Origin of the sequence: Halomonas sp. H5 (genome assembly GCF_050613175.1) — a bacterium.
Lineage (GTDB): Bacteria > Pseudomonadota > Gammaproteobacteria > Pseudomonadales > Halomonadaceae > Bisbaumannia > Bisbaumannia salifodinae.
Genome location: NZ_CP192510.1, coordinates 2,952,268 through 2,977,504 on the forward strand (window position 1 = coordinate 2,952,268; position 25,237 = coordinate 2,977,504).

Annotated in this window: 21 protein-coding genes; 5 read left to right on the forward strand and 16 right to left on the reverse strand. The window is 69.9% G+C overall.

Annotated elements, in window-relative coordinates:
- Positions 1 to 27: 27 nt before the first annotated feature.
- The 3 genes from ACQ1W9_RS13670 to ACQ1W9_RS13680 all read right to left on the reverse strand — a co-directional run bounded on the left by ACQ1W9_RS13670 (position 28) and on the right by ACQ1W9_RS13680 (position 2,764).
- Positions 28 to 1,677, reverse strand: coding sequence for a ShlB/FhaC/HecB family hemolysin secretion/activation protein (locus ACQ1W9_RS13670; RefSeq protein WP_431023859.1), 1,650 nt, complete (start codon positions 1,675 to 1,677; stop codon positions 28 to 30).
- A 243-nt stretch (positions 1,678 to 1,920) separates the two neighbouring features.
- Positions 1,921 to 2,163, reverse strand: a complete 243-nt coding sequence (locus ACQ1W9_RS13675; protein ID WP_431023860.1) for a GlsB/YeaQ/YmgE family stress response membrane protein — start codon at positions 2,161 to 2,163, stop codon at positions 1,921 to 1,923.
- 52 nt (positions 2,164 to 2,215) lie between these two features.
- On the reverse strand, positions 2,216 to 2,764 hold the full coding sequence (locus tag ACQ1W9_RS13680; protein ID WP_431023861.1) for a DUF924 family protein: 549 nt from the start codon (positions 2,762 to 2,764) through the stop codon (positions 2,216 to 2,218).
- A gap of 219 nt (positions 2,765 to 2,983) precedes the next feature.
- Here ACQ1W9_RS13680 and ACQ1W9_RS13685 point away from each other — a divergent pair, with 219 nt between their 5' ends.
- The 5 genes from ACQ1W9_RS13685 (at position 2,984) to ACQ1W9_RS13705 (ending at position 9,013) form a co-directional block, all read left to right on the forward strand.
- The gene (locus tag ACQ1W9_RS13685; RefSeq protein WP_431023862.1) at positions 2,984 to 4,579 is read left to right on the forward strand and encodes a solute:sodium symporter family transporter; all 1,596 of its coding nucleotides are present in this window, start codon (positions 2,984 to 2,986) and stop codon (positions 4,577 to 4,579) included.
- 133 nt (positions 4,580 to 4,712) lie between these two features.
- Positions 4,713 to 5,891 carry an MFS transporter gene (locus tag ACQ1W9_RS13690; RefSeq protein WP_431023863.1) on the forward strand — a complete coding sequence of 393 codons (1,179 nt, stop codon included), beginning with the start codon at positions 4,713 to 4,715 and terminating at the stop codon, positions 5,889 to 5,891.
- A gap of 20 nt (positions 5,892 to 5,911) precedes the next feature.
- A complete protein-coding gene (locus ACQ1W9_RS13695) occupies positions 5,912 to 7,294 on the forward strand; it encodes a YcjX family protein (protein ID WP_431023864.1) in 1,383 nt (460 codons plus the stop codon).
- 148 nt (positions 7,295 to 7,442) lie between these two features.
- The gene (locus tag ACQ1W9_RS13700) at positions 7,443 to 8,486 is read left to right on the forward strand and encodes a TIGR01620 family protein (protein WP_431023865.1); all 1,044 of its coding nucleotides are present in this window, start codon (positions 7,443 to 7,445) and stop codon (positions 8,484 to 8,486) included.
- An 89-nt stretch (positions 8,487 to 8,575) separates the two neighbouring features.
- Complete coding sequence (locus tag ACQ1W9_RS13705) at positions 8,576 to 9,013, forward strand: universal stress protein (protein WP_431023866.1); 438 nt, start codon at positions 8,576 to 8,578, stop codon at positions 9,011 to 9,013.
- A 255-nt stretch (positions 9,014 to 9,268) separates the two neighbouring features.
- Here the strand turns inward: ACQ1W9_RS13705 and ACQ1W9_RS13710 are convergent, their stop codons facing one another.
- The 13 genes from ACQ1W9_RS13710 to ACQ1W9_RS13770 all read right to left on the reverse strand — a co-directional run bounded on the left by ACQ1W9_RS13710 (position 9,269) and on the right by ACQ1W9_RS13770 (position 25,208).
- The gene (locus ACQ1W9_RS13710) at positions 9,269 to 9,814 is read right to left on the reverse strand and encodes an NUDIX hydrolase (protein WP_431023867.1); all 546 of its coding nucleotides are present in this window, start codon (positions 9,812 to 9,814) and stop codon (positions 9,269 to 9,271) included.
- Positions 9,815 to 9,879: 65 nt separating this feature from the next.
- Complete coding sequence (locus ACQ1W9_RS13715) at positions 9,880 to 10,998, reverse strand: ABC transporter ATP-binding protein (protein WP_431023868.1); 1,119 nt, start codon at positions 10,996 to 10,998, stop codon at positions 9,880 to 9,882.
- Positions 10,999 to 11,040: 42 nt separating this feature from the next.
- Positions 11,041 to 11,919 carry a carbohydrate ABC transporter permease gene (locus ACQ1W9_RS13720; protein ID WP_431023869.1) on the reverse strand — a complete coding sequence of 293 codons (879 nt, stop codon included), beginning with the start codon at positions 11,917 to 11,919 and terminating at the stop codon, positions 11,041 to 11,043.
- Positions 11,912 to 12,847, reverse strand: coding sequence for a carbohydrate ABC transporter permease (locus ACQ1W9_RS13725; RefSeq protein ID WP_431023870.1), 936 nt, complete (start codon positions 12,845 to 12,847; stop codon positions 11,912 to 11,914). Before ACQ1W9_RS13725 ends, ACQ1W9_RS13720 begins: the two co-directional genes overlap by 8 nt.
- A gap of 91 nt (positions 12,848 to 12,938) precedes the next feature.
- A complete protein-coding gene (locus ACQ1W9_RS13730) occupies positions 12,939 to 14,222 on the reverse strand; it encodes an ABC transporter substrate-binding protein (RefSeq protein WP_431023871.1) in 1,284 nt (427 codons plus the stop codon).
- A gap of 160 nt (positions 14,223 to 14,382) precedes the next feature.
- Positions 14,383 to 15,858 (reverse strand): ATP-binding protein, encoded by a 1,476-nt coding sequence (locus ACQ1W9_RS13735; RefSeq protein WP_431023872.1) that lies wholly within the window; start codon positions 15,856 to 15,858, stop codon positions 14,383 to 14,385.
- Between the two features lies 1 nt (position 15,859).
- Positions 15,860 to 16,585, reverse strand: coding sequence for a response regulator (locus tag ACQ1W9_RS13740; RefSeq protein ID WP_431023873.1), 726 nt, complete (start codon positions 16,583 to 16,585; stop codon positions 15,860 to 15,862).
- A 90-nt stretch (positions 16,586 to 16,675) separates the two neighbouring features.
- Positions 16,676 to 17,473, reverse strand: coding sequence for a Cof-type HAD-IIB family hydrolase (locus ACQ1W9_RS13745; RefSeq protein ID WP_346062037.1), 798 nt, complete (start codon positions 17,471 to 17,473; stop codon positions 16,676 to 16,678).
- A gap of 259 nt (positions 17,474 to 17,732) precedes the next feature.
- Entirely contained in the window at positions 17,733 to 19,532 is a 1,800-nt protein-coding gene (gene nagE, locus ACQ1W9_RS13750; protein WP_431023874.1) for an N-acetylglucosamine-specific PTS transporter subunit IIBC, read from the reverse strand.
- A 1-nt stretch (position 19,533) separates the two neighbouring features.
- A complete protein-coding gene (ptsP, locus tag ACQ1W9_RS13755) occupies positions 19,534 to 22,155 on the reverse strand; it encodes a phosphoenolpyruvate--protein phosphotransferase (RefSeq protein ID WP_431023875.1) in 2,622 nt (873 codons plus the stop codon).
- A gap of 175 nt (positions 22,156 to 22,330) precedes the next feature.
- Entirely contained in the window at positions 22,331 to 23,350 is a 1,020-nt protein-coding gene (locus tag ACQ1W9_RS13760) for an SIS domain-containing protein (protein ID WP_431023876.1), read from the reverse strand.
- Positions 23,341 to 24,465 carry an N-acetylglucosamine-6-phosphate deacetylase gene (gene nagA, locus ACQ1W9_RS13765; protein WP_431023877.1) on the reverse strand — a complete coding sequence of 375 codons (1,125 nt, stop codon included), beginning with the start codon at positions 24,463 to 24,465 and terminating at the stop codon, positions 23,341 to 23,343. Before nagA ends, ACQ1W9_RS13760 begins: the two co-directional genes overlap by 10 nt.
- An 8-nt stretch (positions 24,466 to 24,473) precedes the next feature.
- On the reverse strand, positions 24,474 to 25,208 hold the full coding sequence (locus ACQ1W9_RS13770) for a GntR family transcriptional regulator (RefSeq protein WP_431023878.1): 735 nt from the start codon (positions 25,206 to 25,208) through the stop codon (positions 24,474 to 24,476).
- Between the last annotated feature and the right edge of the window lie 29 nt (positions 25,209 to 25,237).

Here is a 25,237-nt window from a genome sequence, read left to right on the forward strand (position 1 = left end):
TCACGATCCATCGTGACTGGGCATCACCTACAAGAACGCCTTGACGCTGAAATACACCGGCGTCTCCCGCCGTGGAAACACGTCGGGGCGTTCCAGCGAGTGGGCGACACTGACATTGGCCGCGAGATGCTCACCACGCAGACCGAAGCCCAGTGCATAACCACTGAGGCGACCATGGAGTTCGGGGTTGTGCCGGCCGTGGTGGATCACACCCACGTCGTAGGCCAGCGATGCTTCGAGGGTTTCGAACAGGGGCCGGACACCCTCGAGCGGGTATTGCCAGGTGACCTGATTACGCCAATATCCACCGCTGTCCCCACTCAAGGAGTATTCCTTGAAGCCACGTACCGAACCCTGCCCCCCTAGGCTCAAGCGTTGCGGGCTATAAAGGACGTCATCGCTCCACTGGCCATGGAGCAGGCTCGAAAAACTCAGTGACTGCCGAAACAAGGAAAAGGGCTGGAGATAGCTCAGTGTCAGGGTCGTCCTCTCGAACTGTGCCCTTGGGGTTCCGGGAGTATTGGTGCCATCGCTCTGCGCACCAAACAGGGTGAGTCCCTTCTGCCAGCCGATATCGATATTGAAGAGTGCGTTGCCGATACGACGGCCATGGTTGATGCCGATGCCGAGCTCACTCAAGCGCTGGCTACTCACCCCGATGCGAACGCCATCGATATAGTTGCGCGTCGACAGGCGACCGAGGCCGACACTCGCTGCCGTCTTGCTGACGCTGTCGCGCCACAACAGCCGCTCGGCCTGCAACCGATGCCGCTCGCTCTTGCCCTCGAGCGTGAAGAGGAAGCCGTTGGCTTCGGCAAGGGTGTGATAATCGCTATTGGTATAGTCGTAAGAGAACGTCCAATAACCATAAGGCAGACTATAAGCGAAATGGCCGCTGCTGGAGCCGATATGGGAGCGGTCAGTTACGTCATGCCCCCATTGAGCGATGAACTGATCGGCGAGCCCCAGGGGGCTATCCCACTCGAGCCCCGCGCGCCACTGTTGTTCGCCGGTCCCCCCGCTACCGTCATTGTTGCGCTCCAGCGAAACTCTTACCGGCCGACTGGCCGCGCTGGAGACATGAACGCGGCTGCCGCCTACCGTCTCGCCCGGCACAAGCTCCAGGGTGGCCTGACGTGAAGGCAAGCGATTCAACTGGTCGATCAGTTGCTCGAGATCGCGGAGATTGAGGACATCGCCCACTCCGGTCGGTGAAGCCATGGCCAATTCGCGAGGCGTCGGTGTGTCGCCTGGGCTTTCCAAGGCGTCGATATGCCCCTCGACGACGACCACCCGCAAGCGTTGCCGGGAAAGATCCTGTTGCGGCAGATAGGCACGCGTAGTAACAAAGCCACGATCAAGATAGGCCTGCGTGACATCCTGCAGCAGTTCATTGAGATCATCCACCGTCAGACAGTGTCCGATGAACGGTTCAATGAGGGTTTGCTGAAAGCCATCGCTAAGCAACGCAACGCCTTCCAGGTCAATGACCTCGATTGGCAAGCATTGTAGCTGCGGCGACGCAGGGGACGCTGACGGTGTTTCACTCCTGCCTGGCAGGCGTTGCAGTTGCTGCAACCGATGCCGCTGCTCTTCCAGCAGACGCTGCTGGTCGCCGCGAATGAAGTCCTGGTTGACGGATGCCGTACTCGGGGCTGGGGGTGGTTCGGTCGCCATGACCGTAGCACTCCATAGACACGCCACCAGCGATCCGAGGCGACCCCATAATCGACTTTTATCCACTATGCATTCCCTGCTATATACCGGCTCCCAGACAGAGGGAGATAGCGGCAGCAGGGAAGAAAACTTTAGGAAAATACCGACAAGGCCCGCTTCCTCATCAGAAGCGGGCCTTGTCGGACTCACTCTGGGCGGCCAAGGGGGTCACCACTCACCCGCCCAGGTGATGCAGCCTATCCCTCAATCTCTCCTGAGCATATTGATGCCCCACAGCAGCACCACGGCGCCGATCACCGCGGTGATCAGGGAGCCGATTACGCTGCCGGCCTGCAGGCCCAGCAGGCCGAACAGGAAACCGCCGATCACCGCCCCCAAGATGCCCACGCCGATATTGCCGAACAGCCCGAAGCCGCCGCCGCGCATCACGTGTCCGGCGATCCAGCCCGCCAGTCCTCCGATAATCAACCAGCCGATCAAGCCCATGCGCTACTCCTTGTATGGTCAGTGAGTTTTCCCTGGTGAAGTCTACCCGACTTCAAAACGCCGAGCCCGGTTCCTCGAGGAAGGCCAGCTCCTGCGGCGTGGATTCCCGGCCCAGGATGGCATTGCGGTGCGGATAACGCCCGAACCGCGCGATGATCTCCCGGTGGCGCTGCTCGAAGCGCAGGTTCTCCTCCAGCCCCGGCTGCGCGAACAGCCGCAGCGCCTGATCATGGATCGCCAGGGACTCGCTGTGCATATAGGGCATATAGAGAAAGGCCCGCTCGGGCGTTTCCAGGGCGGCATCCTCCCCTCGGGCCACCGCCTCCTGGGCCAGCACCAGGGCCTGGGGATCCTGGGCGAAGGCCCCGGGCGACTCCCGGTAAATATTGCGCGAGAACTGATCCAGCACCAGGATCTCCGCCAGGCGCCCGCGTGGCGAGCTTCGCCACGTCCAGAGTTCGCCGCGACTCGCCGCCACCAGGGTCGCGCCGAAGGCCTCGGCGATGCGCCGATCCAGGGCCGCGTCCTTGGCGAACCACTGGCGTGGCGTCAGGGTCTCGAACCAGAAACTCAGTACTACCTGCGGCGATTCCGCTGCCATCGTCTGCTCCTTCGCTCGGGGCCCCGCGGGGCGATCGCCTCCAGCATAGGCGATGCTCGGCCCGCTATATTTCAACGCTGTAACAAAACCAACAATTCATCAATAAAATCTAGACCTTGGTCTAATGATCGCCGCCGGGGTGCGCCGTAGAATCCCCATCACCTAGTAAAATTACATAAACACCCCTCACGGGGGTGGCCCAACGGCAAGGATTCTTCCATGCACGCCCTGACCCTCATCTCCTTCCTGTTCTTCACGGGCCTGGTGGCCCTGATCACCTGGTGGCTGACCCGTCGCGACGACCATGAGAGCACCAACGGCTACTTCCTGGCCGGGCGCAGCCTCACCTTCCCGCTGATCGCCGGCTCGCTGCTGATGACCAACCTCTCCACCGAGCAGATGGTGGGTCTCAACGGCGCCGCCTTCAGCGACGGCCTGAGCGTCATGGCCTGGGAGGTGATCGCGGTGATCGCCCTGGTGGCCCTGGCGCTGTTCTTCCTGCCGCGCTTCCTGAGAAGCGGCATCGCCACCCTGCCCCAGCTGCTGGCGATCCGCTTCGATAACGGCACCCAGTTGATCGCCAATATCATCTTCCTGATCGCTTATGCGGTGATCCTGCTGCCGATCATCCTCTACTCCGGCGCCATGGGCCTGCAAGGCATGCTCGACCTGCCCGGCCTCACCGGCATCCAGTCCTCCACCACCCTGCTGTGGCTGACGGTGTGGGTCGTCGGCATCATCGGCGCCCTCTATGCCCTGTTCGGCGGCCTGCGCACCGTGGCGGTCTCCGACACCCTCAACGGGGTGGGCCTGCTGATCGGCGGCTTCTTGATCGTCTATGTGGGCCTGCAGGCGGTCAGCGGCGGCGAGGGCGTACTGGCGGGCTGGGAGCTCCTCAAGGCCAGCGACCCGCAGAAGCTCAACTCCATCGGCGGCCCGGGACAGCAGGTGCCCTTCTCCACCGTCTTCACCGGCGTGCTGCTGCTGCACCTCTTCTACTGGACCACCAACCAGCAGATCATCCAGCGCACCTTCGCCGCCAAGAACCTCGCCGAGGGCCAGAAGGGCGTGCTGCTGACCGGCGCCTTCAAGCTGCTCGGGCCCCTCTACCTGGTGCTGCCGGGGATCATCGCCTACCACCTCTATGCCGACCAGGGCGTGCGCGCCGACGAGGCCTATGGCCATCTGGTGTTCAATGTGCTGCCTCCCTACCTCACCGGCTTCTTCGCCGCGGTGATGGTGGGCGCCATCCTCTCCTCCTTCAACTCGGCGCTGAACAGCACCACCACCATCTTCAGCCTGGGCATCTACAAGGGCGTGCTGAAGAAGGACGCCAGCGAGGAGCAGGTAGTCAAGTCGGGCAAGGTGTTCGGCTGGATCATGGCCCTCACCACCATGACCATCGCCCCGCTGCTGGCCGGCCAGGAGAGCCTCTTCGGCTACCTGCAGAAGATGAACGCCATCTACTTCATCCCGCTGCTGGCGGTGGTGCTGGTGGGCCTGCTGACCAAGCGGGTCCCGCCCATGGCCGCCAAGGTGGCCCTGGTGGGGGGCTGCCTGCTGATCGCCGCGGGCTACTTCGTGCCGCCCTTCGACAAGCTGCCGGGGATCATGCACGAGTTCCACTTCGTGGCGGCGGTCTTCGTGCTGCTGGTGGCGGTGATGCTGCTGATCGGCAAGCTGCGTCCGCGGGCCACCCCCTGGGTCCACGAGGACAGCGGCGAGGTGGACCTGACCCCCTGGAAGGGGGCCGTGCCCTCGGCGGTGGTGCTGGTGGTCCTGGTGATCCTGCTCTACGGCGCCTTCGCCGGCTAGGCTCGGCCCGAGAGCGGGCTTGACTCGCCCGACGTGAAGCCCCGCCCCGCGCGGGGCTTCGCCGTTTCCGGCCCTTGCCGCGCTACGCCAGGGAGAGCAGACTAGGAGCCTTAGCACGCAAAGGAATGTCGTCATGCCGCTTACCGTTACCCTGCTGTCGCTGTGCCAGGCCCTGCTGGTCAGCGGCAATATCCTCTTGATCGCCGTTTCGCCGCTGATCGGCGCCGCCCTGGCGCCCAACCCCGCCTGGGCCACGGCGCCGGTGGCCACCCAGTGGCTGGGGCTGATGTGTGCCACCATCCCCGCCTCCCTGCTGATGGCGAAACTGGGCCGCAAGCGCGGCTTCGTGCTGGGCAATCTGGCGGGACTGGCCGGCGTCGCGGTGGCGGCCCAGGCCCTGGTGGCCGAGCACTTCCTGCTCTTTATGCTGGGCACCTGGATGATCGGCATCGGCATCGGCTTCGGTCAGCTCTACCGCTTCGCCGCCGTGGAGGCGGCCCCGGCACCGCTGCGCGACCGGGCCATCGGCCTGGTGATGGGTGGCGGGGTGCTGGCGGCCTTCTTCGGCCCCTGGCTGGCCCGCACCAGCCGCGAGCTGGCCGACACCCCCTTCCTGGGCAGCTTCCTGGGCCTGGGCGCCCTCTACCTGGTGGCGCTGCTGTTGATCGCCCTGCTGCGCCTGCCGCCGCCGACGGCCACCCATGGCGAAGGGACCACTCGCCCCCTGGGCACCATCCTGCGCCAGCCGATGTTTATCGTCGCCGTGACCGCGGCGCTGATCGGCTACGGGGTGATGAACCTGGCCATGACCGCCACGCCCCTGGCCATGGCCGGCGCCGGCCACCACTTCGATCATGTCGCCACCACCATCCAATGGCATGTGGTGGCCATGTTCCTGCCTTCCTTCGTCACCGGACGCCTGACCGGCCGCTTCGGGGCGCCGCGCATGATCCTCGCCGGCTGCCTGCTGCTCGCCGCCAGCGCCCTGGTGGCCCAGTTGGAGGCCGGGGTGATGGGCTTCCACCTGGGGCTGATCCTGCTCGGACTAGGCTGGAACTTCACCTTCCTGCCCGCCACCGGCCTGCTCACCGAGACCTACCGCCCCGCCGAGAAGGCCCGCACCCAGGCCGCCAACGAGTTCCTGGTCTTCTCCACCGTGACCGTCACCGCCCTGCTGGCCGGCCCCATGGTCAGCGCCCTGGGCTGGGCGGCGCTGAATGCCTGGCTGCTGCCGCTGTGCCTGCTGCCGGTGGCGGCCCTGGCCTGGCAGCGACTTGCCAAGCCGCTGGCCGATCCCCACATTAGTGACTGACCCAGCCACGAGAGAGCCCCATGCGCCCACCCTTGGCCCGCGACGTCCAGGATCTGCTCGAACGGGGACGCGACCGCCAGCTGCGGCTGGCGGTCACCGGCCTCTCCCGGGCCGGCAAGACCGCCTTCCTCACCTCCCTGGTCAACCAGCTGCGCCATGCCGGCCTGGAGGCACGCCTCGACCTGCTGCCCGCCGCCCGGGAGGGACGCCTGCTGGGGGCCCGGCGGGTCGATCAGGGCGACCTCTCGGTGCCCCGCTTCCCCTATGACCCGGCCATGGCGGCGCTTATGGAGCGCCCGCCGCGCTGGCCGGAGCCGACCCGGGGCATCAGCGAGCTGCGCCTGCTGATCCGCTACCGTCCCACCCGGCGTGGCCTGCTGGGCGGCGAGACCCGCCAACTGACCCTGGACCTGTTCGACTACCCCGGCGAGTGGCTACTCGACCTGCCGCTGCTGGGCCACGACTACGCCAGTTGGAGCCGGGCCCAGTGGCAGGGCCTGGGGCCGGCGCGGCGCGAGCACTTCGCCGACTGGCTGGCGGCGGTGGCCGAGCTCGACCCGACGGCCCCCGCCGACGAGGCCCAACTGGCCGGTCTCGCCGAGCGCTACGCCGAGGGGCTGCGCTCGGCCCGGGAGGCGGGCTTCGCCGACCTGCAGCCGGGGCGCTTCCTGCTCCCCGGCGACCTGGCCGGCGCCCCGGTGCTGCAGTTCTTCCCGCTGCCCGGCCTCGACGACGGCGCCACCGGCAAACCGGCGCCGGAGAGCAACCTGGCCACCCTGGCACGGCGCTTTCGCCACTACCAGCAGCGCATCGTCAAGCCCTTCTACCGAGAGCACTTCCGCCGCTTCGATCGCCAGATCGTGCTGGTGGACCTGCTCGGCGCCCTCGGCGCCGGCCCGGAGCGTTTCGACGACCTGGCCCGGGCGCTGGGCACCCTGATGCAGAGCTTCGACTACGGCAAGCGCAGCCTGCTCCATCGCCTCTTCGCGCCGCGTATCGACCGCCTGGCCATCGCCGCCACCAAGGCCGACCATGTGACCCCGGAGCAGCACCCCCGCCTGGTCGCCCTGCTGGAGGCGCTGCTGGCGGAGCCCCTCAAGGAGCTGCGCTTCGCCGACGTGCCGGTCAAGGCGCTCTCCCTGGCCGCCATTCGAGCCACCGAGCCCCGGGAGGTGACCCAGCGGGGCACCACCAGCCCGGCCCTGCGCGGTACCCTGCTGGATGGCGAGGAGGCGCTGCTGTTTCCCGGCGAGGTACCGGACCGACTGCCGGATCGTGACTTCTGGCACCGCCAGGGCTTCGACTTCCCGGCCTTTCGCCCGCCGCCGATCGATGACGGCGCCCTGCCCCATATTCGTCTCGACGCCGCGCTGGACTGGTTGTTGGGCGATAAGCTGACATAGAGAGCCCCGATGACCGACCCGCGCCCGGGAAGACACTTCCCTCTCGACGAGCCGTCCGCCGCGGAGCGACGGCGGCGCCCTGCCCCATATTCGCCTCGACGCCGCGCTGGACTGGTTGTTGGGCGATAAGCTGACATAGAGAGCCCCGATGACCGACCCGCACCCCGGGAAACGCTTTTCCCTCGACGAGACGCCCAGTGCCCAGGACGACCCGCGCCCCGGGCAGCGCTTCGACGACGCCCAGGCCAGCCGCCCCCTGGACGAGGAGAGCGAGCCGGGGCACGCCGACGCGGCGCTCGACGCCGGCCTGGCCCGCCCACGCAAGCGCCGCTGGGGGCTGCTGACCCTGCTCGGCGGTGCCCTGGGCCTGGGCGCCCTGGAGGGCGCCCTGACCCTCTATCGGGCCAGCCTCGGCGGCGACTGGCTGGCCGGTGGCTGGAGCCTGCTGCTGCTGCTGGCCCTGGGCCTGGGGGGCACGGCGCTGGGCCGCGAGCTCTGGCGGCTCAAGCGGCTGCGCCGCCATGTGCGGCTGCGCGAGGCCCTGGATAGCCTGCCCCAGGCGACGCCGGGCGAGGCCCAGGCCCTGGCGGAGCGGCTGCGTCACCAGCTCGGCCTCGACGACGACCACCCCCACTGGCGCGGCTACCTGGCCGCCCGGGGCCCCCACCATGACGGCGCCGAGACCGCGGTGCTGCTGGCCCACCACCTGCTGGCGCCCCGGGATCGCGAGGCGCGGCGGCTGATTTCGCGGATGTCCGGCGATACCGCGGTGATGGTGGCCCTGAGCCCCCTGACCCTGGTGGACATGGCCCTGGTGGCCTGGCGCAACCTGGCCCTGGTAAACCGCCTGGCCCACCTCTACGGCCTGGAGCTGGGCTACGCCAGCCGCCTGCGCCTGCTGCGGGCGGTGCTCTACAACATGGCCTTCGCCGGCGCCGGCGAGCTGGCCAGCGAGGCGGGCATGGAACTGGTGTCGATGAACCTGGCGGGCCGCATCTCCCTGCGCGGCGCCCAGGGACTGGGGGTGGGCCTGCTCAGCGCCCGGCTCGGCCTGCGCACCCAACGCCTGGCGCGGCCCCTGGCCTTCGCCGCGGCCGAGACGCCACGCCTCAAGGACCTGCGCCAGGATGTCTGGCAGCGCCTGCGCCGCCTGGAAACCCAGGGCGAAAGCGACAAGACGCCACGGACTTGACCCCGGTCAAGTCAGACCGGCGCAGATGACCTAGGATGGTTACCAAGCGCCGCTAGCGGCGAAGTCCCCGACGAAAAAGGAGAGGTTCCATGTACAAGTCACTGCTGGTCGCCGTGGATGGTTCCGAAAACGGCAAGAAGGCCCTGGAGCTGGCCTGTCAGTTGGCCCAGGGGGAGACCACCCTGCATATCCTGCATATCCCCGAGTCCCTGGCCCATGAGACCACCCTGGTGTGGGGCATCGGCGCCGTTTCCCTGGAGGCCAGCCGGGAGGACCTGGAGGCCGCCGGCAGGCAGGTGATCGAGCGCGCCGAGGCCCAGGCCAGGGAGCTGGGCGTGGCCAAGGTGGAGACCCACCTGGGCCAGGGCGAGCCGGCTCGCACCATCCTCAGCCAGGCCAAGACCCTGGGCGTGGACGCCATCGTGCTGGGCAGCCGCGGCCTGGGCGACCTGGCCGGGCTGGTGATGGGCAGCGTCTCCCACAAGGTGATGCATAGTGCCAAGTGCGGCGTGATTACCGTCCGCTAAACCCCACAAGGCAAGGTGAGGCGATATGGTGCCGAGTGCGGCGTGATCGCCATCCGCTAAACCCCACAAGGCAAGGTGAGGCGATATGGCGCCGAGTGCGGCGTGATTACCGTCCGCTAACCCCCACAAGGCAAGGTGAGGCGATATGGCGCCGAGTGCGGCGTGATCGCCATCCGCTAAACCAGAAACGCAAGGCGCCCTTGCCCTGGGCTCGCTGCCAGGGCAAGGGCGCCTTGTGTTGTTCACTATCGTCGCTTAGCCAGCCACCGCCTCGGTCATCAGGTGCCGAGCCACGTGCTCCAGCATCCGCGTCTCGCGCAGGATCGAGAGCCCCATGCTGGCCTCCCTGGCCGCCATCACCCCACGGTTATGGGCGATCGCCTCCGCGATCGGCACCCAACGCGGCACCATGCCATTGGCCTGCTCATAGCCCTCCAGGCGCGTCTCGCCCAGGTCGCGATCCGCCTGGCAGTGGTAGAAGTAGGAGTGCATATGCATCAGGTCATACTGCGGCTTGTAGTGGGGCCGCCACTCCTCCACCACCCCATAGGGCGCCAGCACGCGGATATTGCGCGCCCCGGTCTCCTCGGCCAGCTCCCGATGCAGCCCCGCCTCCAGGGCCTCGCCCTCGTCCACCCCGCCGCCGGGGAAGCTGAAGTCGTTGTAGCGGCGGGTATAGAGCAGCAGGATCTCCTCGCCATCGAGGATCACCCCCCGGGCGGCCCGGCGGCGATGAATGCGCGCCGCCGGCGCCTCCAGGGAGTCGAGCTCGGGATGGACGATACGCTCGATCAATTGCATGGGCGGGGCCTCGTCGGAATCAGCAGGCCGGCTACCCTACCCGCCCCCCGGCACCGCGGCAAGCCTCAGGCCAGGCGGTGCTCGCTCTGGCCATCGAAGAGCACCGCCCGCCCCAGGTCGATACGCAGCGCCAGGCGCTCGCCGGGCAGCACCGGACAGCGGGGCCCCACCCGGGCGGTGACCTCCCCGCCTCCCAGGGGCAGTCGCAACAGGATATCCGCCCCGGTGGGCTCGGCCACCGAGACCCGCGCGCTGAAGGGCGCGCCCTGGGCCGCCTCATCGATCCGCGCATCGTGCTCGGCGAAGTGCTCGGGGCGCAGACCCAGCAGCACCCGCTGGCCCACCCGCGAGGCCAGGGCCTCGGTGGGCCTCGGCCAGGACAGGCAGAGATCCTCTTCGCCGGGGGTGGCGATCCGCAGCCGGTAGCCCTGCGCCGCGTCGCCCTCCAGGATGGCGTCGATCAGGTTCATCGACGGCGAGCCCATGAATTCCGCCACGAAGCGATTGACCGGGTCGTTGTAGATCGCCTCCGGGGTGCCCAGTTGCAGGATCTCGCCGTCGCGCATCACGGCAATGCGGTCGGCCAGGGTCATCGCCTCGACCTGGTCGTGGGTGACATAGACGATGGTGGTGCCGAGGCGCTGATGGAGCTTCTTGATCTCGGTGCGCATATCGACGCGCAGCTTGGCATCCAGGTTGGAGAGCGGCTCGTCGAAGAGGTAGACCTGCGGCTCCCGGGCCAGGGCACGACCCATGGCCACCCGCTGGCGCTGGCCGCCGGAGAGTTGCGACGGCTTGCGCTCGAGCAGATGGGAGATCTGCAGCAGGTCGGCGACCCGCTCCACGGCGGCCTCCCGTTCGCCCCGGGGCATCTTGCGCATCTCCAGGCCGAAGGCGATGTTCTGGCGCACCGTCATGCTGGGGTAGAGGGCGTAGGACTGGAACACCATGGCGATGTCCCGCTCCGCCGGAGTACACCAGGTGACGTCGCGCCCGGCGATGCGGATCTCCCCCGCGGTGACCGGCTCGAGGCCGGCGATGGCGTTCATCAGCGTCGACTTGCCGCAGCCGGAGGGCCCCACCAGGATCAGGAACTCCCCCGATTCGATGGCCAGGCTGACCTCCTTGAGCACCTCGGTATTGCCGAATGTCTTGCGAACCTTGTGGATTTCCAGAGCCGACATGGCGGTTACCTCGTTATTCATTGTTGTCTTGGGTTCTTGGACCTAGCCCTTGACCGAACCGGCGGTCAGCCCGCGCACGAAATACTTGCCGGCCAGCACATAGACCACCAGGGTCGGCAGGGCGGCGATCATGGCGGCGGCCATGTCCACGTTGTACTCCTTGACCCCGGTGGAGGTGTTGACCAGGTTGTTGAGGGCCACCGTCACCGGCTGGGTGTCGTGCCCCGAGAAGACCACCCCGAACAGGAAGTCGTTCCAGATCTGGGTGAATTGCCAGATCACCGAGACCACGAGGATCGGCGCCGACACCGGCAGCAGGATGCGCCAGAAGATACGGAAGAAGCCCGCCCCGTCCAGCTTGGCCGCCGCCACCAGCTCCCGCGGCACCGCCACGTAGAAGTTGCGGAAGAACAGGGTGGTGAAGGCGATGCCGAACACCACATGCACCAGGATCAGCCCCGCCCGGGAGCTGGCCAGGCCCAGCCAGCCCAGGGTCTGGGCCATGGGCAGCAGCACCACCTGGAAGGGAATAAAGCAGCCGAACAGCATCAGCGCGAAGAGCAGCTCCGAGCCCCGGAAGCGCCACTGGGTCAGGGCATAGCCGTTGAGCGCCCCCACCAGGGTGGAGATCAGCACCGCGGGAATCACGATGGCGAAGGAGTTCCAGAAGTAGCCGCCGATGCCCTCGCAGCGCATCCCGGTGCAGGCCTCCCCCCAGGCCTTGGTCCAGGGCTCCAGGGTCGGTGCCAGGGGCAGCGCCAGCAGGCTGCCGGCACGGATCTCCTCCAGGGGCTTGATCGAGGTGAGCAGCATCACCACCAGCGGCAGCAGGTAGAAGAGCGCGGCCAGGATCAGGGTGGCATAGAGGGCGCCCCGGCCCAGCCGCGCCAGGGGCGTCTGACGACGGATGACGTTAGCCATGCTTGCGACTCCTCAGTTCCGAATAGAGGTAAGGCACCAGGATCGCCAGCACGCCGCCCAGCATCAGCATGGCGCTGGCGGAGCCCAGGCCGATCTGGGCGCGGTTGAAGGCGTGGGCATACATAAAGGTGGCGGGCAGGTCCGAGGCATAGCCGGGGCCGCCGCCGGTCAGCGCCACCACCAGGTCGAAGCTCTTGATGGCGATATGGGCGAGGATCATCACCGCGCTGAACACCACCGGGCGCAGGCAGGGCAGGACCACCCGCCAGTAGATCCGCGGCAGGCTGGCGCCATCGAGCTGGGCGGCCTTGATGATGCTGTCATCGATGCCGCGTAGCCCGGCCAGGAACAGCGCCATGACGAAGCCGGAGGCCTGCCAGACCGCGGCGATCACCAGGGTGTAGACCGCCATGTCCGGGTTGACCAGCCAGTCGAAGCGGAAAGTCTCGAAGCCCCAGCCGCGGACCATGGCCTCCAGCCCCAGGCCGGGGTTGAGCAGCCACTTCCAGGCCACCCCGGTGACGATAAAGGAGAGCGCCATGGGATAGAGGTAGAGGGTGCGCAGGGCCCCCTCCTGGCGGATGCGCTGATCCAGCAGGATCGCCAGCAGGGCCCCCAGCACCAGGCAGATGGCGATAAAGAGGCCGCCGAAGAGCACCAGGTTGGTGGAGGCCACCCACCAGCGGTCGTTGGCCATCAGCCGCGCATACTGGGCGAAGCCGACGAAGTCGTAGCTGGGCAGCATCCGCGAGTTGCTCAGAGAGAGCACCAGGGTCCACAGCATAAAGCCGTAGACGAAACACAGGGAGACGGCCGCCGAGGGGGCCAGTACCAGGCGCGGTAGCCAGGCCTGGAGGCGCGCCGCGGGGGTCGGCCGGGCGGGCGGGGGCCGCCCGGCCTCCCGGGAGGTCGAGAGCGATAGGGTCATGGGGTCACCACTGGCTTCGGCGGCGGGCGGACCCGCCGCTGGCAGGGAGAGGCGGCGCGCGCCGCCTCCTCGATGTCGAGCAGATGTAGGCCTAGTAAGTGGCCTGGGCGGCGCGGACCAGCCGCTGTGCCGCCTGCTCGGCGCTCATGTCGCTGCTGTTGAAGTAGTTGGTGACGATATCGAACAGGGCCCCCTGGATGTCGGCGCGCACCGCCATGCCATGGGCCATGCTGGGCACCAGGCCGCCGTTGTCGGCGGCCGCCTGGAAGTCGGCCATGGAGGCCTGGGCACAGGCGTCGAAGGCGCTCATGTCCAGGTCGGTACGGGCGGGGATCGAGCCCTTGGCCAGGTTGAAGGTCTCCTGGAAGGTGGGCTCCAGCACCAGCCGCGCCAGGTCGTGCTGGGCGGCCAGGTCGGCGGCCTCGGTGACCCGGAACATGGCCAGGCTGTCGATATTGAAGGTGAAGGCCGAGTCGGTGCCCGGCGCCGGGGCGCAGAGGTACTCCTCGCCGGCGCTGAGGCCGGCGGCGGTGAACTCGCCCTTGGCCCAGTCGCCCATCAGTTGCATCGCGGCCACCCCGTTGATCACCATGGCGGTGGCCACGTTCCAGTCACGCCCCGGCATGCCCTCGTCCATCAGCTCGCGCAAACGCTTGAAGGTGGTCAGGGCCTGGATCATGGTGTCGCTGCCCAGGGCCTCGGGGTCGAGCTCCACCAGGGCACGCCGGTAGAAGTCCTCGCCGCCCTCCGCCAGCACCACCGTCTCGAAGAGGGTGGCGTCCTGCCAGGGCTGGCCGCCGTGGGCCAGGGGCACATGGCCCGCGGTGCGGATCGCCTCGGCGGCCGCGAACAGCTCGTCGAAGCTCGACGGCATCTCCACGCCGGCGGCCGCCAACACCTCGGGGTTGCCCCACAGCCAGTTGACCCGGTGCACATTGACCGGCACCGCCACATAGTGGCCGTCGTGGCGCATGATCTCCGCCACCCGGGGCGGCAGCAGGCCATCCCAGGCCTCCGTCTCGGCCACCTCGTCCAGCTCGCCGAGCAGCCCCAGGCCGCCCCACTCCTGGATCTCGGGGCCCTTGATCTGGGCCGCCGAGGGCGGGTTGCCGGACATGGCCCGGGACTTGAGCACGGTCATGGCGGTCTCGCCGCCGCCGCCGGCCACGGCGAAGTCCTGCCAGGCGTGGCCCTCGGCCTCCACCAGGTCCCTGAGCACCGAGGCGGCCTGGGCCTCGCCGCCGGAGGTCCACCAGTGCAGTACCTCTACCTCACCGGCCTGGGCCGCGGCGGACGCGCCCAGGGTCGCGGCCACGGCGAGGCCGAGCAGGGTGGGACGCAGCATGACGGGACGGGATTCAACGGATGCAGGCATAGCGTGTCTCCTTGTTGTTATCGTGTCGCGCTCTGATATCGCACTCTGGGGGCACGATTATCGACACGCTACTCCAGGCCCGCGCCCGGGTGGGGTTACCTAGTGCTGCAAAGTCTTGCGGCTTTATTACCCCCTTGTAATAAAACGACCGCCGGGCGGACTACCGGCGGGGCAGGCGCAGCCGCACCACCAGCCCCCCCTGGGGATGGTTGGAGAGCTCGAACTCACCGCCCAGGGCGCGGACGATATGCCGGGCGATACCCAGCCCCAGGCCGCTGCCGCCGGTATGTCGGCTGCGCGAGGGCTCCAGGCGCACGAAAGGCTCGAAGACCCGCTCGAGCTGCGCCTCGGGAATCCCCGGGCCGTGATCGCGCAGGGTGATCACCAGCGCCTCGGGGCCGTCCGCCAGGCTCACCTCGACCCGGCCACCGTAGAAGATGGCGTTCTCCAGCAGGTTGCCCAGGCCGCGCTTCAGGGCCAGGGGCTTGGCCGCCAGCGGCGCCGCCTCCCCGTCCAGGTGCACCTCGCCCCCCTGCAGGCGCAGCTCGGCGGCGAGGCTCTCCAGCAGCGCGACCACGTCCACCGCCACCACCTCCTCGTGGAGGTCGAGCCCCTTCACCGAGGCGAGCGCCCCCTTGACCAGCAGGTCCAGCTCGTCCAGGGAGGCGCAGAAACGCTCCCGCTGGTGGGGGTCGTCGAGCATCTCGGCGCGCAGGCGCATCCGGGTGATGGGGGTCTTGAGGTCGTGGGAGATCGCCGAGAAGAGCCGCTCGCGCTCCTCCACCTGGGCGCGGATGCGCCGCTGCATGCGGTTGAAGGCCTGGGTGGTCTCGCGGGTCTCCCGGGGCCCCCGCTCCGGCAGGGGTGGCGCGTCCAGGTCATCGCCCAGCTGGCGGGCGGCCCGGGCCAGCCGCGCCAGGGGCCGGGTCACGCCGCGGATACCCAGCCAGGAGAGCCCCACCACGGTGAACAGCACGATCAGCACCGCGAAGAGGCGATCCCCGGCCAGCCAGTGGCGCCCGGCGAAGAGCTCCGGTACCGGCAGCAGGGTCGCCACATAGAGCCACTCCCCCGGCTCCAGGGCCATCTGCACCACCAGGATCGGCGGCGACAGGGGCTCCATCAGCAGGCTGTGCTGGCCCCAGCGGGGCGGCAGGTCGTGCAGCAGCACCTGGTTGTTGAGCAGGCGCAGGGTCTCGGGGCGGGAGAACTCCACCCGGGCATCGCTGATGCCCAGCTCCTCCCCCAGCACTCGCCGGAAGTTGCCCACCACCAGGGCCTGCTCAGGGCCCCGGCCGATCTCCTCCACCGGGATACGATGGTCGTTGATGCTGACGAAGAAGCGGGTCCCGCCCATGTCGCGCAGTTGGTCCAGCACGATATGCCGGTAGTCACGGGGCAGGGAGCGGAAGAAGCGCACCGTGGAGGCGACGCTGTAGGCCACGTTGCGGGAGAGCTCGTCGAGCTGCTCGAGCTGGCTGGCGCGGGCCTGGGCGGTCCAGATCGCGTAGCTGGCCAACTGGGCGCTGAGCACCCCGCTGATCATGATCAGCACGAAGCGACCGCGCAGCGAGCGCGGCAGTCCGCGCGCCAGGGTGCGCCGCAGGCGACGCCAGGGACCGACGACCTCCGCCATCCTAGGCGAGCACCTCGACCCGGGTGGCCAGCACATAGCCGGCGCCGCGCACGGTGCGGATCAGTTGCGAGTGCTGGGCGTCCTCGCCCAGGCGCTGGCGCAACCGGCACACATGCACATCGATGGAGCGATCCAGGGGCGGCGCCGGCCGCCCCCGGGTCAGCTCGAAGAGCGCCTCCCGGGAGAGCACCTCCTCCGGGTGATCGAGGAACACCTGCAGCAGCTGGAAGTCGGCCCCGGAGAGGGTGGTGCGCGCCTCCTCGGCATCGATCAGCTCCCGGCTCACCCGGTCCAGGCGCCAGTCGCCGAAGGCCACCAGCCGCGCCTGGGCCGCGCTGGGCGGCGTGGCGACGCCCCGCGTGCGGCGCAGCACCGCCTTGATGCGGGCCAGCAGCTCGCGGGGATTGAAGGGCTTGCCCAGGTAGTCGTCGGCGCCCAGCTCCAGGCCGAGGATGCGATCGGTCTCGTCGGCGCTGGCGGTGAGCATGATGATCGGCACCTCGCTGTCGCGGCGCAGCTCGCGACAGAGGGTGAAGCCGTCGTCGCCGGGCAGCATCAGGTCGACGATCAGCAGGTCCGGGGTCTCCCGGGCCAGCAGGGCGCGCAGGGCCTCGCCGTCCTCGGCGGTCAGGGCCCGGTAGCCGTGGCGGCCCAGGTAGTCGGCCAGCAGCTCGCGGATCTCGGGGTCGTCATCGACCACGATCAGGGTGGCAGGCGTCGTCGTCATGGCGGGCATCCCGCGCTGAGGGGTGGTGGGTTATCGATCATGGGACAGGGCCAGGGCGGCGACAAGGCGACCGCGACCAAGGTCGCAGGCTCAGAGGGCGAAGCGCTCGCTGAGCCACTCGGCCACCGCCGCCTCGCCATGGTGGCCGATGCGCCGCGCCTCGGGCACCCGGCCGGCCAGCTCCGGGTGGGCATTGGCCATCACCTGGGCCTCGCCGGCAAGCCGGAGCATCTCGGTGTCATTGAGGTTGTCGCCGAAGGCCAGGCAGGCCTCGGGGGCCAGTCCCAGGCGCTCGAGCAGGGCCGTCAGGGCGGTGCCCTTGTTGACCCCGCCGGCCATGATCTCCAGGGCATTGGCGGTGGAATAGGTGATATGCAGGGCCTGCCCATGGTGCGCCAGGGCCTGGGCCTCGAGGCGCGCCAGATGATCCGGGTCGCCGATATAGAGCACCTTGCCGACGCGTTCGCCGTCCAGGGCGTCAGGCGCCACCACCCGATAGCCGAAGCCGGTGGCGGCATGCAGCGCCAGCAGCCGCGGCGCTTCGGCGTCGATCAGCCAGTCATCGTCCCGGTAGAGGTTGAGGCGCACCTCGGCGGGGCGCTCCAGGGCGATCAGCGCCCGGGCCCGGGCCGCGTCCAGGTGACGGGCCGCCAGCAGGCGTCCCGCCGGGTCGTGGAGATAGGCGCCATTGGTGCTGATCAGGTGCACCGGCACCCCGAGGCGTTCCCGATAGGCCAGCATGTCCCGATAGTGGCGCCCGGAGGCGAAGGCCAGGTGGTGGCCCCGCTCGGCCAGGGCCCGCAGCACGGCGACGGTGCGCGGCGCCAGGTCATGGTCGGCGCCCAGCAGGGTGCCATCCAGGTCGGAGACGATCAGGCGTGGGGTCATGGGGCGCTCCCGGGGACAGGGCGTCTCAGCTTAACCGATTCACCCCGGGGACTCCTAGTCGCAACGGGGCTGGATGGGCTATCGCAATTGGCACACTTTTCGCTCGGTGACCCGGGGCTACCCTGGGGGCAGGCCGTCGCGGGGCGCTGTAAACCCATCCCTGGGCGCTACTTTTGCCATCCCTGGCAAAAAACCCCCGCTCCCCCCTGCCCCCAGCGCCCCTCGGCGATAGCCTTGGCGGCGCTGGGGGCAAGCCGACTCAGGCGTCGCCCAGTCCCCGGGCCACGGCGGCGGCCCGTTCGCCCAGCAGTACATGGATCACGCCCTGCTCCAGGCGCTGGACCGCCTGGGCGCCGAGGCCGGCCAGGGCCGCCTCGTCCAGGGCCTGGGCATCGGCCAGCTCCAGGCGCAGCCGGGTGGCGGCCACCGCCGTGGCGCTGCGCAGATTGGCCTCGCCGCCCAGGGCCCGGTGCCAGGCCTGACGCGCCTGGGCATCGATGGCCGGGATAGCGTGGGGCTGGGGTGCTTCCCCGGCCTCGGGCGCCGGCGTCGCTTCGGAGGCGGCCACGGGCGCCGTGCCCTGGGCGGCCATGGCGGCGCGAATTTCATCGGCGACAGGGTCCGGGGAAGAGGCGGCGATGGGTCCCTCACCTGGCACCCCAGCCTGCTTGAGCGCCTGGCGGATTTCGTCGGCGACGCCATCCGCGATGGGACCGAGGATCACCTGGAGGCCGCCGCCCTGCAGGCGCAGGATGCCCCGGGAGCCCAGCCCCTTGAGGGCCGCCTCATCGATGGCCTCGGGGTGCTCCAGCACCAGGCGCAGCCGGGTGGTGCAGGCGCCGACGCTGGTGAGGTTACCCGCCCCGCCCAGAGCGGCGACGAAGGCCGGGCCGCGCTCGCCGGCGGCATGGGATGCGACGGGCGCCGCGGTTTCCGGCTCGCGGCCCGGGGTGGGCAGGTCGAAGCGCAGGATGGCCCAGCGGAACACCGTGTAGTAGAGGGCGAAGTAGGCCAGGCCCACCGGCAGCATCAGCCAGCCATTGGTGGAGAGCCCGTAGGAGAGGGCGAAGTCGAAGGCCCCGGCGGAGAAGGTGAAGCCCAGCTTGACGTCGAGCCAGTGCAACAGCGCCATGGAGACGCCGGTCAGCACCGCATGCAGGCCATAGAGCAGAGGCGCCAGGAACATAAAGGTGAACTCGATGGGCTCGGTGACCCCGGTGAGGAAGGCGGTCAGCGCCAGCGACAGCAGCAGCCCGCCCACCTGGGCACGCCGCCCCTTGGGCGCGGCATGGTACATGGCCAGCGCCGCCGCCGGCAGGCCGAACATCATCACCGGGAAGAAGCCCGCCATGAAACGCCCCGCCTCGGGGTCGCCGGCGAAGAAGCGGTTGAGGTCACCGCTGGCCACCACCCCGGAGGCCGCCTCGAAGCTGCCGAAGACGAACCACACCAGGCTGTTGAGCACATGGTGCAGGCCGGTGACGATCAGCAGGCGATTGAGGGTGCCGTAGACGAACAGGCCCAGCTCGCCGGCCTCGATCAGCCACTGGCCGAGGGCATCGATGCCATGCTGCACCGGCGGCCAGACCAGGCCGAAGAACACCCCCAGGGCCACGGCGGCCAGGCCCGTGGCGATGGGCACGAAGCGCCGCCCGCCGAAGAAGGCCAGGTATTCCGGCAGCTGGATCGCGTGGTAGCGGTTATAGAGCAGGCCCGCCACGCTGCCGATGATGATGCCCGCCAGCACCCCCATGTCGATCTCGGGGTTGAGGGCGGTAAGCACGGCGTCCAGCACCAGGTAACCGATCACCCCGGCCAGGCCGGCGGCGCCGTTGTTGTCATTGGCGAAGCCCACCGCCAGGCCGATGGCGAAGATCAACGCCAGGTTGGCGAAGATCGCCTCGCCGGCACTGGCGATAAAGGCGATATCCAGCAGGTCGGGCTGGCCCAGGCGCAGCAGCAGGCCGGCGATGGGCAGCACCGCGATGGGCAGCATCAGGGAGCGGCCGAGCCGCTGTAGCCCGCCCATCAGGCGGGATCCCAGGGTCGTGGTAGACATCTCAGCACCTCTCGAGGGTCGTTGTCGTTGTTGTGGTGGTGTCGTCGGTCCGGGCCAGCCAGGCGGTGAGGCGCTCGCGCACCGCGCTAGCATCGTCCAGGGCCAGCAGCTCGGGCAGCTCGGCGGCCAGGGCGGCGGCGTCCAGGCGCCGCAGGGCGGCCTTTACCGCCGGCACCCGGGCCGGCTCCACGGAGAGTTCGTCGACGCCCAGCGCCACCAGCAGCGGCGCGGCCAGGTCGTCGCCGGCGGCGGCGCCGCACACCCCCACCGGGCAGCGTCCCTTGGCGCCGGCCACCGTGGCCTGGATCAGCCGCAGCACCGCCGGGTGCAGCACGTCGGCCCGGGCGGTCAGGGCCGGATCCTCGCGATCCATGGCCAGGGTGTACTGGGTCAGGTCGTTGGTGCCGATGGAGAGGAAGTCCGCCTCGGCGGCGAGGCTGGCGGCACACAGGGCGGCGCTGGGCACCTCGATCATGGCGCCCAGGCGCGGCCGCGCGGTGAGACCCAGCTCGGAGGCGATGGCCTCCAGGCGCTCGCGCACCTGGCGCAGCTCGCCGGCCTCGCTGACCATGGGCAGCATGATATGCAGCGTCTCCAGGGGCGTGACGCCGAGCAGGGCCCTGAGCTGGGTCTCCAGCAGCTCGGGGTGGCTGGCCCAGAGGCGAGCGCCGCGCACGCCCAGCGCCGGGTTGGGCGCCGCCGGCAGGCGTAGGTAGGGCAGCTGCTTGTCGGCGCCGATATCCAGGGTGCGGATGATCACCGGCTTGCCGCCCAGGGCCGCCAGGGCGGCCTGGTATTCGCCGCGCTGGGTGGCCTCGTCGGGGGCGCTGTCGCGCTCCAGGAAGAGGAATTCGCTGCGCAGCAGGCCCACGCCATCGGCGCCGGCCTCCGCGGCCAGGCGCGCCTCCTCGGCGCCGCCGATATTGGCGCACACCTCCACCTCGCGACCGTCCCGGGTGATGGCGGGCTCGAAGGCCGCCGCCCGGGCCGCCTCGGCCTCATGCCGGCGGGCCTCGATCCGCGCGCTGACCTCGGCGACCCGGGCCTCGCTCGGTGCCACCGCCAGGCGACCGCACTCGGCATCCAGGATGGCGTCTGCGCCCGGGGCCGCGTCGACCGCCGTCAGCAGGGCCGGCCCCATGGCCACCAGGCAGGGAAGGCCCCGGGCCCGGGCCAGGATCGCCACATGGGAGGTGGTGCCGCCGCCGGCCAGGCAGAGCCCGGCGGGGCGGCGGGCGGCCACGGCCACCAGCTCTGAGGGGGTCAGCTCCTCGGCCACCAGCAGGGCCCCCTCGGGGAATTCGGGCAGGGCAGGCTCCGCCGCGTCGCTGAGCTCCGCCATCACCCGCCGCTGCAGGTCGCGCAGGTCGGCGACCCGGGCGGCCAGCAGGGCATTGCCGGTGGCGGTGAGGCGCTCGGCCTCGGCGTCCAGGGCCTCCCGCCAGGCCTGGCCGGCGCCGCGTCCACCACGGATGCGCTCGCCCGCCGCCGCCGCCAGGTCCGGGTCCGCCAGCCAGGCGCCATGGGCGGCGAAGATCTCCGCCTCGGCGGTCTGCCCGCTGCGGGTCGCCTCGGCTTCGTCCCGGGCCAGGGCCTCGCCGACCCGGGCCAGGGCCTCGCTCAGGCGCGGCGTCTCCACGGCCTCGCCCTCGCCGTCATGGGGCACGGCGGGCAGCGGCGGCCGATAATGCACCAGCGGCCCCAGGGCCAGGCCGGGGCTGGCCACCAGGCCGGCCAGCTCGCCCTCCCCTAATGCCTCGCCCAGCGCCTCGTTCGGTGTCGCTTGAGGCGTGGGGGCGGGATACGCCTCGGCCTCGGGGGTGGTCAGCAGCGCCTCGGCGGCGTCCAGGGCCGCCGAGGCGTTGTCGCCCCGGGCGGTCAGGCGCAGGACGCTGCCCTGAGTGAGCCCCAGGTTCATCAGGGCGCTAACACTCTCGGCGCTGGCGCTGGCGCTGGCGCTGGGGCTATCGGCGCCCTCGTGATCTAGTGTCAGGCTAACGCCATGCTCCCGGGCGATGGCCCGCAACCGCGCCGCGGGGCGGGCATGCAGGCCCGCCGCCAGGGCCAGGGTCAGGCGCCGCTCGGCTGAGTCAAGGCGCCCTTCGGCCTCGGGTCCATCGGCCACCGTCTCACGGCTTTCCGCCACCGCCGCCTCCAGCACCAGCAGCGGCTCGCCCAGGGCGACCCGGGCGCCGGCCGCGAGGCTCGGCGTCCGCAGTCGCCAACCGGCGGCCTCGGTGATCACCAGGGGGGTGATCAGGGCGCTGGCGCCCCGGGCCAGAGCGTCGGCATCGAAGCGGCACAGGGGATCGCCGGCGCGCACCCGGTCGCCCACGGCCACCAGGGGTTCGATACCCTGCCCCTGCAGTTCCACGGTATCCAGGCCCAGGTGGAGCAGCAGCTCCACCCCGGCGTCGGTTCTCAGGGTCAGGGCGTGGTGGGTGCGGGCGCACTGCACCACCTCACCGTCGCAGGGGGCATGCAGGCACTCGCCGAGGGGGTCGAGGGCGATGCCCTCGCCCAGGGCCAGGCCGGCGAAGACCGGGTCGGGCACCGCGGCGAGAGGCACCACCAGCCCCGCCACGGGGGCCAGCAGGGTCAGGGATTGACTGGAATCGGACATGGGAAGACTCCCGATATTATTGTTAGGCGTTACGGAAACGCTGAATAAATCGGCGAACGGGATGAAGCACAAGGCGCACGGAGCACAGAAACCGGAGCCTATGGGGTATAGGTGAGGATTTCGAGCACCGCGCAACGCCGTGATTCGCCCGCGTAGGCATTTATGCAGTGTTTCCTTACAGGGTGCAGGTGACCTTGTTGAGATGCCGGGGGCGGTCCGGATCACTGCCCCGGGCCGCCGCCAGGCCGGCCACCATGACGTAGAAGCTCTGGATCACCGACAGCGGCTGCAGGGCCTCGTGGCCGGCATCCACCAGGGTCAGTTGGCGCTTCGCCACGCCCTCGTCGGCGGCCAGCAGCACCCGGGCGCCGACGCCCTCGAGCCACTCGGCCAGCTCCAGCAGGCCGGCCTGCTCCGGCCCCGGCGGGGCGAACACCAGCACCGGGTAGTCGGGACCGATCAGCGCCATGGGGCCGTGTCGCACCTCGGCGCCGCTGAAGGGCTCGGCCTGGATGGCGCAGGTCTCCTTGAACTTGAGCGCCGCCTCCTGGGCCACGGCGAGGCCGGCGCCGCGGCCGATCACCATCAGCTTGTCGGCGCCCGTCAGGGCCTCGATGGCGGGTGACCAGTCCATCGCCAGGGCCCGGGTCAGGCGCTCGGGCAGGCCGTCCAGGGCGCCGAGCAGGCCGCGATCCTCCTGCCAGTGGCCGATCAGCTGGGCCATGGCGGAAAGCGTGGCCAGGTAGCTCTTGGTGGCGGCCACGCTCTTCTCCTCCCCCGCATAGAGGGGAATCTCGGTGTCGCTGGCCGCGCCCAGGGGCGACTGGGGAGTATTGACCAGGGCCAGGGTGCGGGCGCCGGCGGCGGCCAGGGCCTGCTGGGTGGCCACCAGGTCGGGACTCTGCCCCGACTGGGAAACCGCCAGGGCCAACTGGCCGCTAAGGCGCCAGGGAGCCTTGGCCAGGGTGGTCAGCGAGGGCGGCAAGGACGCCACCGGGATGCCGCGGCGCTTCATGCACTGGTAGGCGAAGTAGCCGGCGGCGTGATCGGAACTGCCCCGGGCCACGGTGACCGCCGCGGCGGGCTCGGCGAGGCGCAGGCGCTCGCCCAGGTCGGCGAGCAGGGCCTGGTTGCGTTGCAGCTGGCCGCGGATGCGCTCCGGGGCGTTACGGGCTTCTTCGAGCATCAGGGACATGAGGAGGCTCCTTGGACGTTGCCAGAGACAGGGCGGCCCTCGACGAAGACCGCTTGGAGTTGGAGTCGGGGATCGAGGACCACCAGGTCGGCCAGGGCGCCCTCCTGCAGGCGGCCGATCTCGTCCTGGCCGAGGAAGTCGGCGGGGAAACGCGACAGGCGATCCGAGGCCTCGGCCAGGGAGAGGCCCAGGCCGACGAAGTTGCGCAGCGCCTGATCCATGGTCAGGGTGCTGCCGGCCAGGGTGCCGTCGGCCAGGCGCACGCCGCCCAGGCACTTGGTGACGGTCTGCTCGCCCAGCCGGTAATCGCCGTCGGGCATGCCGGCGGCGGCGGTGGAGTCGGTGACCGCATAGAGGTTGGGGATGCAGCGCAGGGCGGTGCGGATGGCCCCGGGGTGCACGTGCAGCAGGTCGGGGATCAGCTCGGCGTACTGGGCATGGGCCAGGGCCGCGCCGACCATGCCCGGCTTGCGGTGGTGCAGGCCGGTCATGGCATTGAACAGGTGGGTGAAGCCGCAGGCGCCGTGGGCCAGGGCCTCGACCCCCTCCTCGTAGCTGCCCAGGGTGTGGCCCAACTGGACCCGCACGCCGCGCTCGCTGAGGTGGCGAATCAACGCGTGGTGGCCGGCCAGCTCCGGGGCCAGGGTGACCAGGCGGATCGGCGCCAGGGCGCAGAGCTCGTCCACCTCCCCGATCGGGCCGCTGCGGGCATGGGCCGGCTGGGCACCGAGCTTGCCGGGGTTGATATAGGGCCCCTCCAGATGCACCCCCAGCACCCCGGCGGCCCGGGGATCGGGGTCGGCCATATAGGCAGCGATCTCGCCAAGCACCCGGCGAATCTCGGCGTCCGGGGCGGTCATGGTGGTGGCCAGCAAGCGGGTGGTGCCGAAGCGCACATGGGTGCGCGCCAGGGTGGCCAGGGCCGCGCCCCCCTCCATGGTGTCGGCGCCGCCGCCGCCATGCACGTGCAGGTCGACGAAGCCGGGCAAGAGCCGCGGGTGGTCGTTGGTGTCGGGATCCACCGGCTCGCCGGTCAGGCGCGTGATACGCCCCCCGTCCCAGTGGATCTCCCCCAGGCGCCAGCCCTCGGGGGTGAGGATATTGCCGTACAGCATGGGGCCTCCTAGCGGGTCAGCTCGACCATAAAGTCGTAGTAGTCGGTGCGGCAGTAAGTGACGGTAAGCTCCGCCGGGGTGCCGTCGGCGAGATAGCCCAGGCGCGTCACCTTGAGCAGGGCCTGGCCCTCCGGCACCTCGGCGAGTGCGGCCAGCTCGGCGTCGGCATTGATAGCGGTGACATGCTGCAGGGCCCGGGCCACCCGCTTGCCGCCGGCCTCCAGCACCGCGTAGAGGGAGGTCTCTACCGCTTGAGGGTCGGGCAGCACCGCGGCCGGCAGGCAGCTCTCCTCCACCGCCATCACCACCTCATCGGCCAGGCGCAGGCGCTTGAGGCGCGCCACCCGGGCATCGGCGCCCAGGCCCAGGCGCATGCCCTCCTCCACGCTGGGGTTGGCCAGGCCGCGCTCCAGCCAGTGGGAGCTGGGGGTGAAGCCGCGCTGGGTGAGCAGCTCGGTAAAACTGGAGAGCCGCGACAGGGATTGATTGAGGCGTGGGGTAATAAAGGTGCCGGAACCGCGGCTGCGGCGGATCAGCCCCATCTCGGCCAGGCGATCCAGGGCCTTGCGGGCGGTGATCCGCGAGACCTCCAGGCTCTCGGCCAGGTTGCGCTCCGAGGGCAGTGCCTCGCCGGCCTGCCAGGAGCCGGTCTCGATGGCCTGCTCCAGTTGGCGGGCCAGCTGCTGGTAGAGGGGGGTCGCGCCCTGGGGGTCGAGGCGCAGCTGCGTGAAGCGTGGATCCATGGGTCTCTCCCTGCCTGGGGGTATTAGCC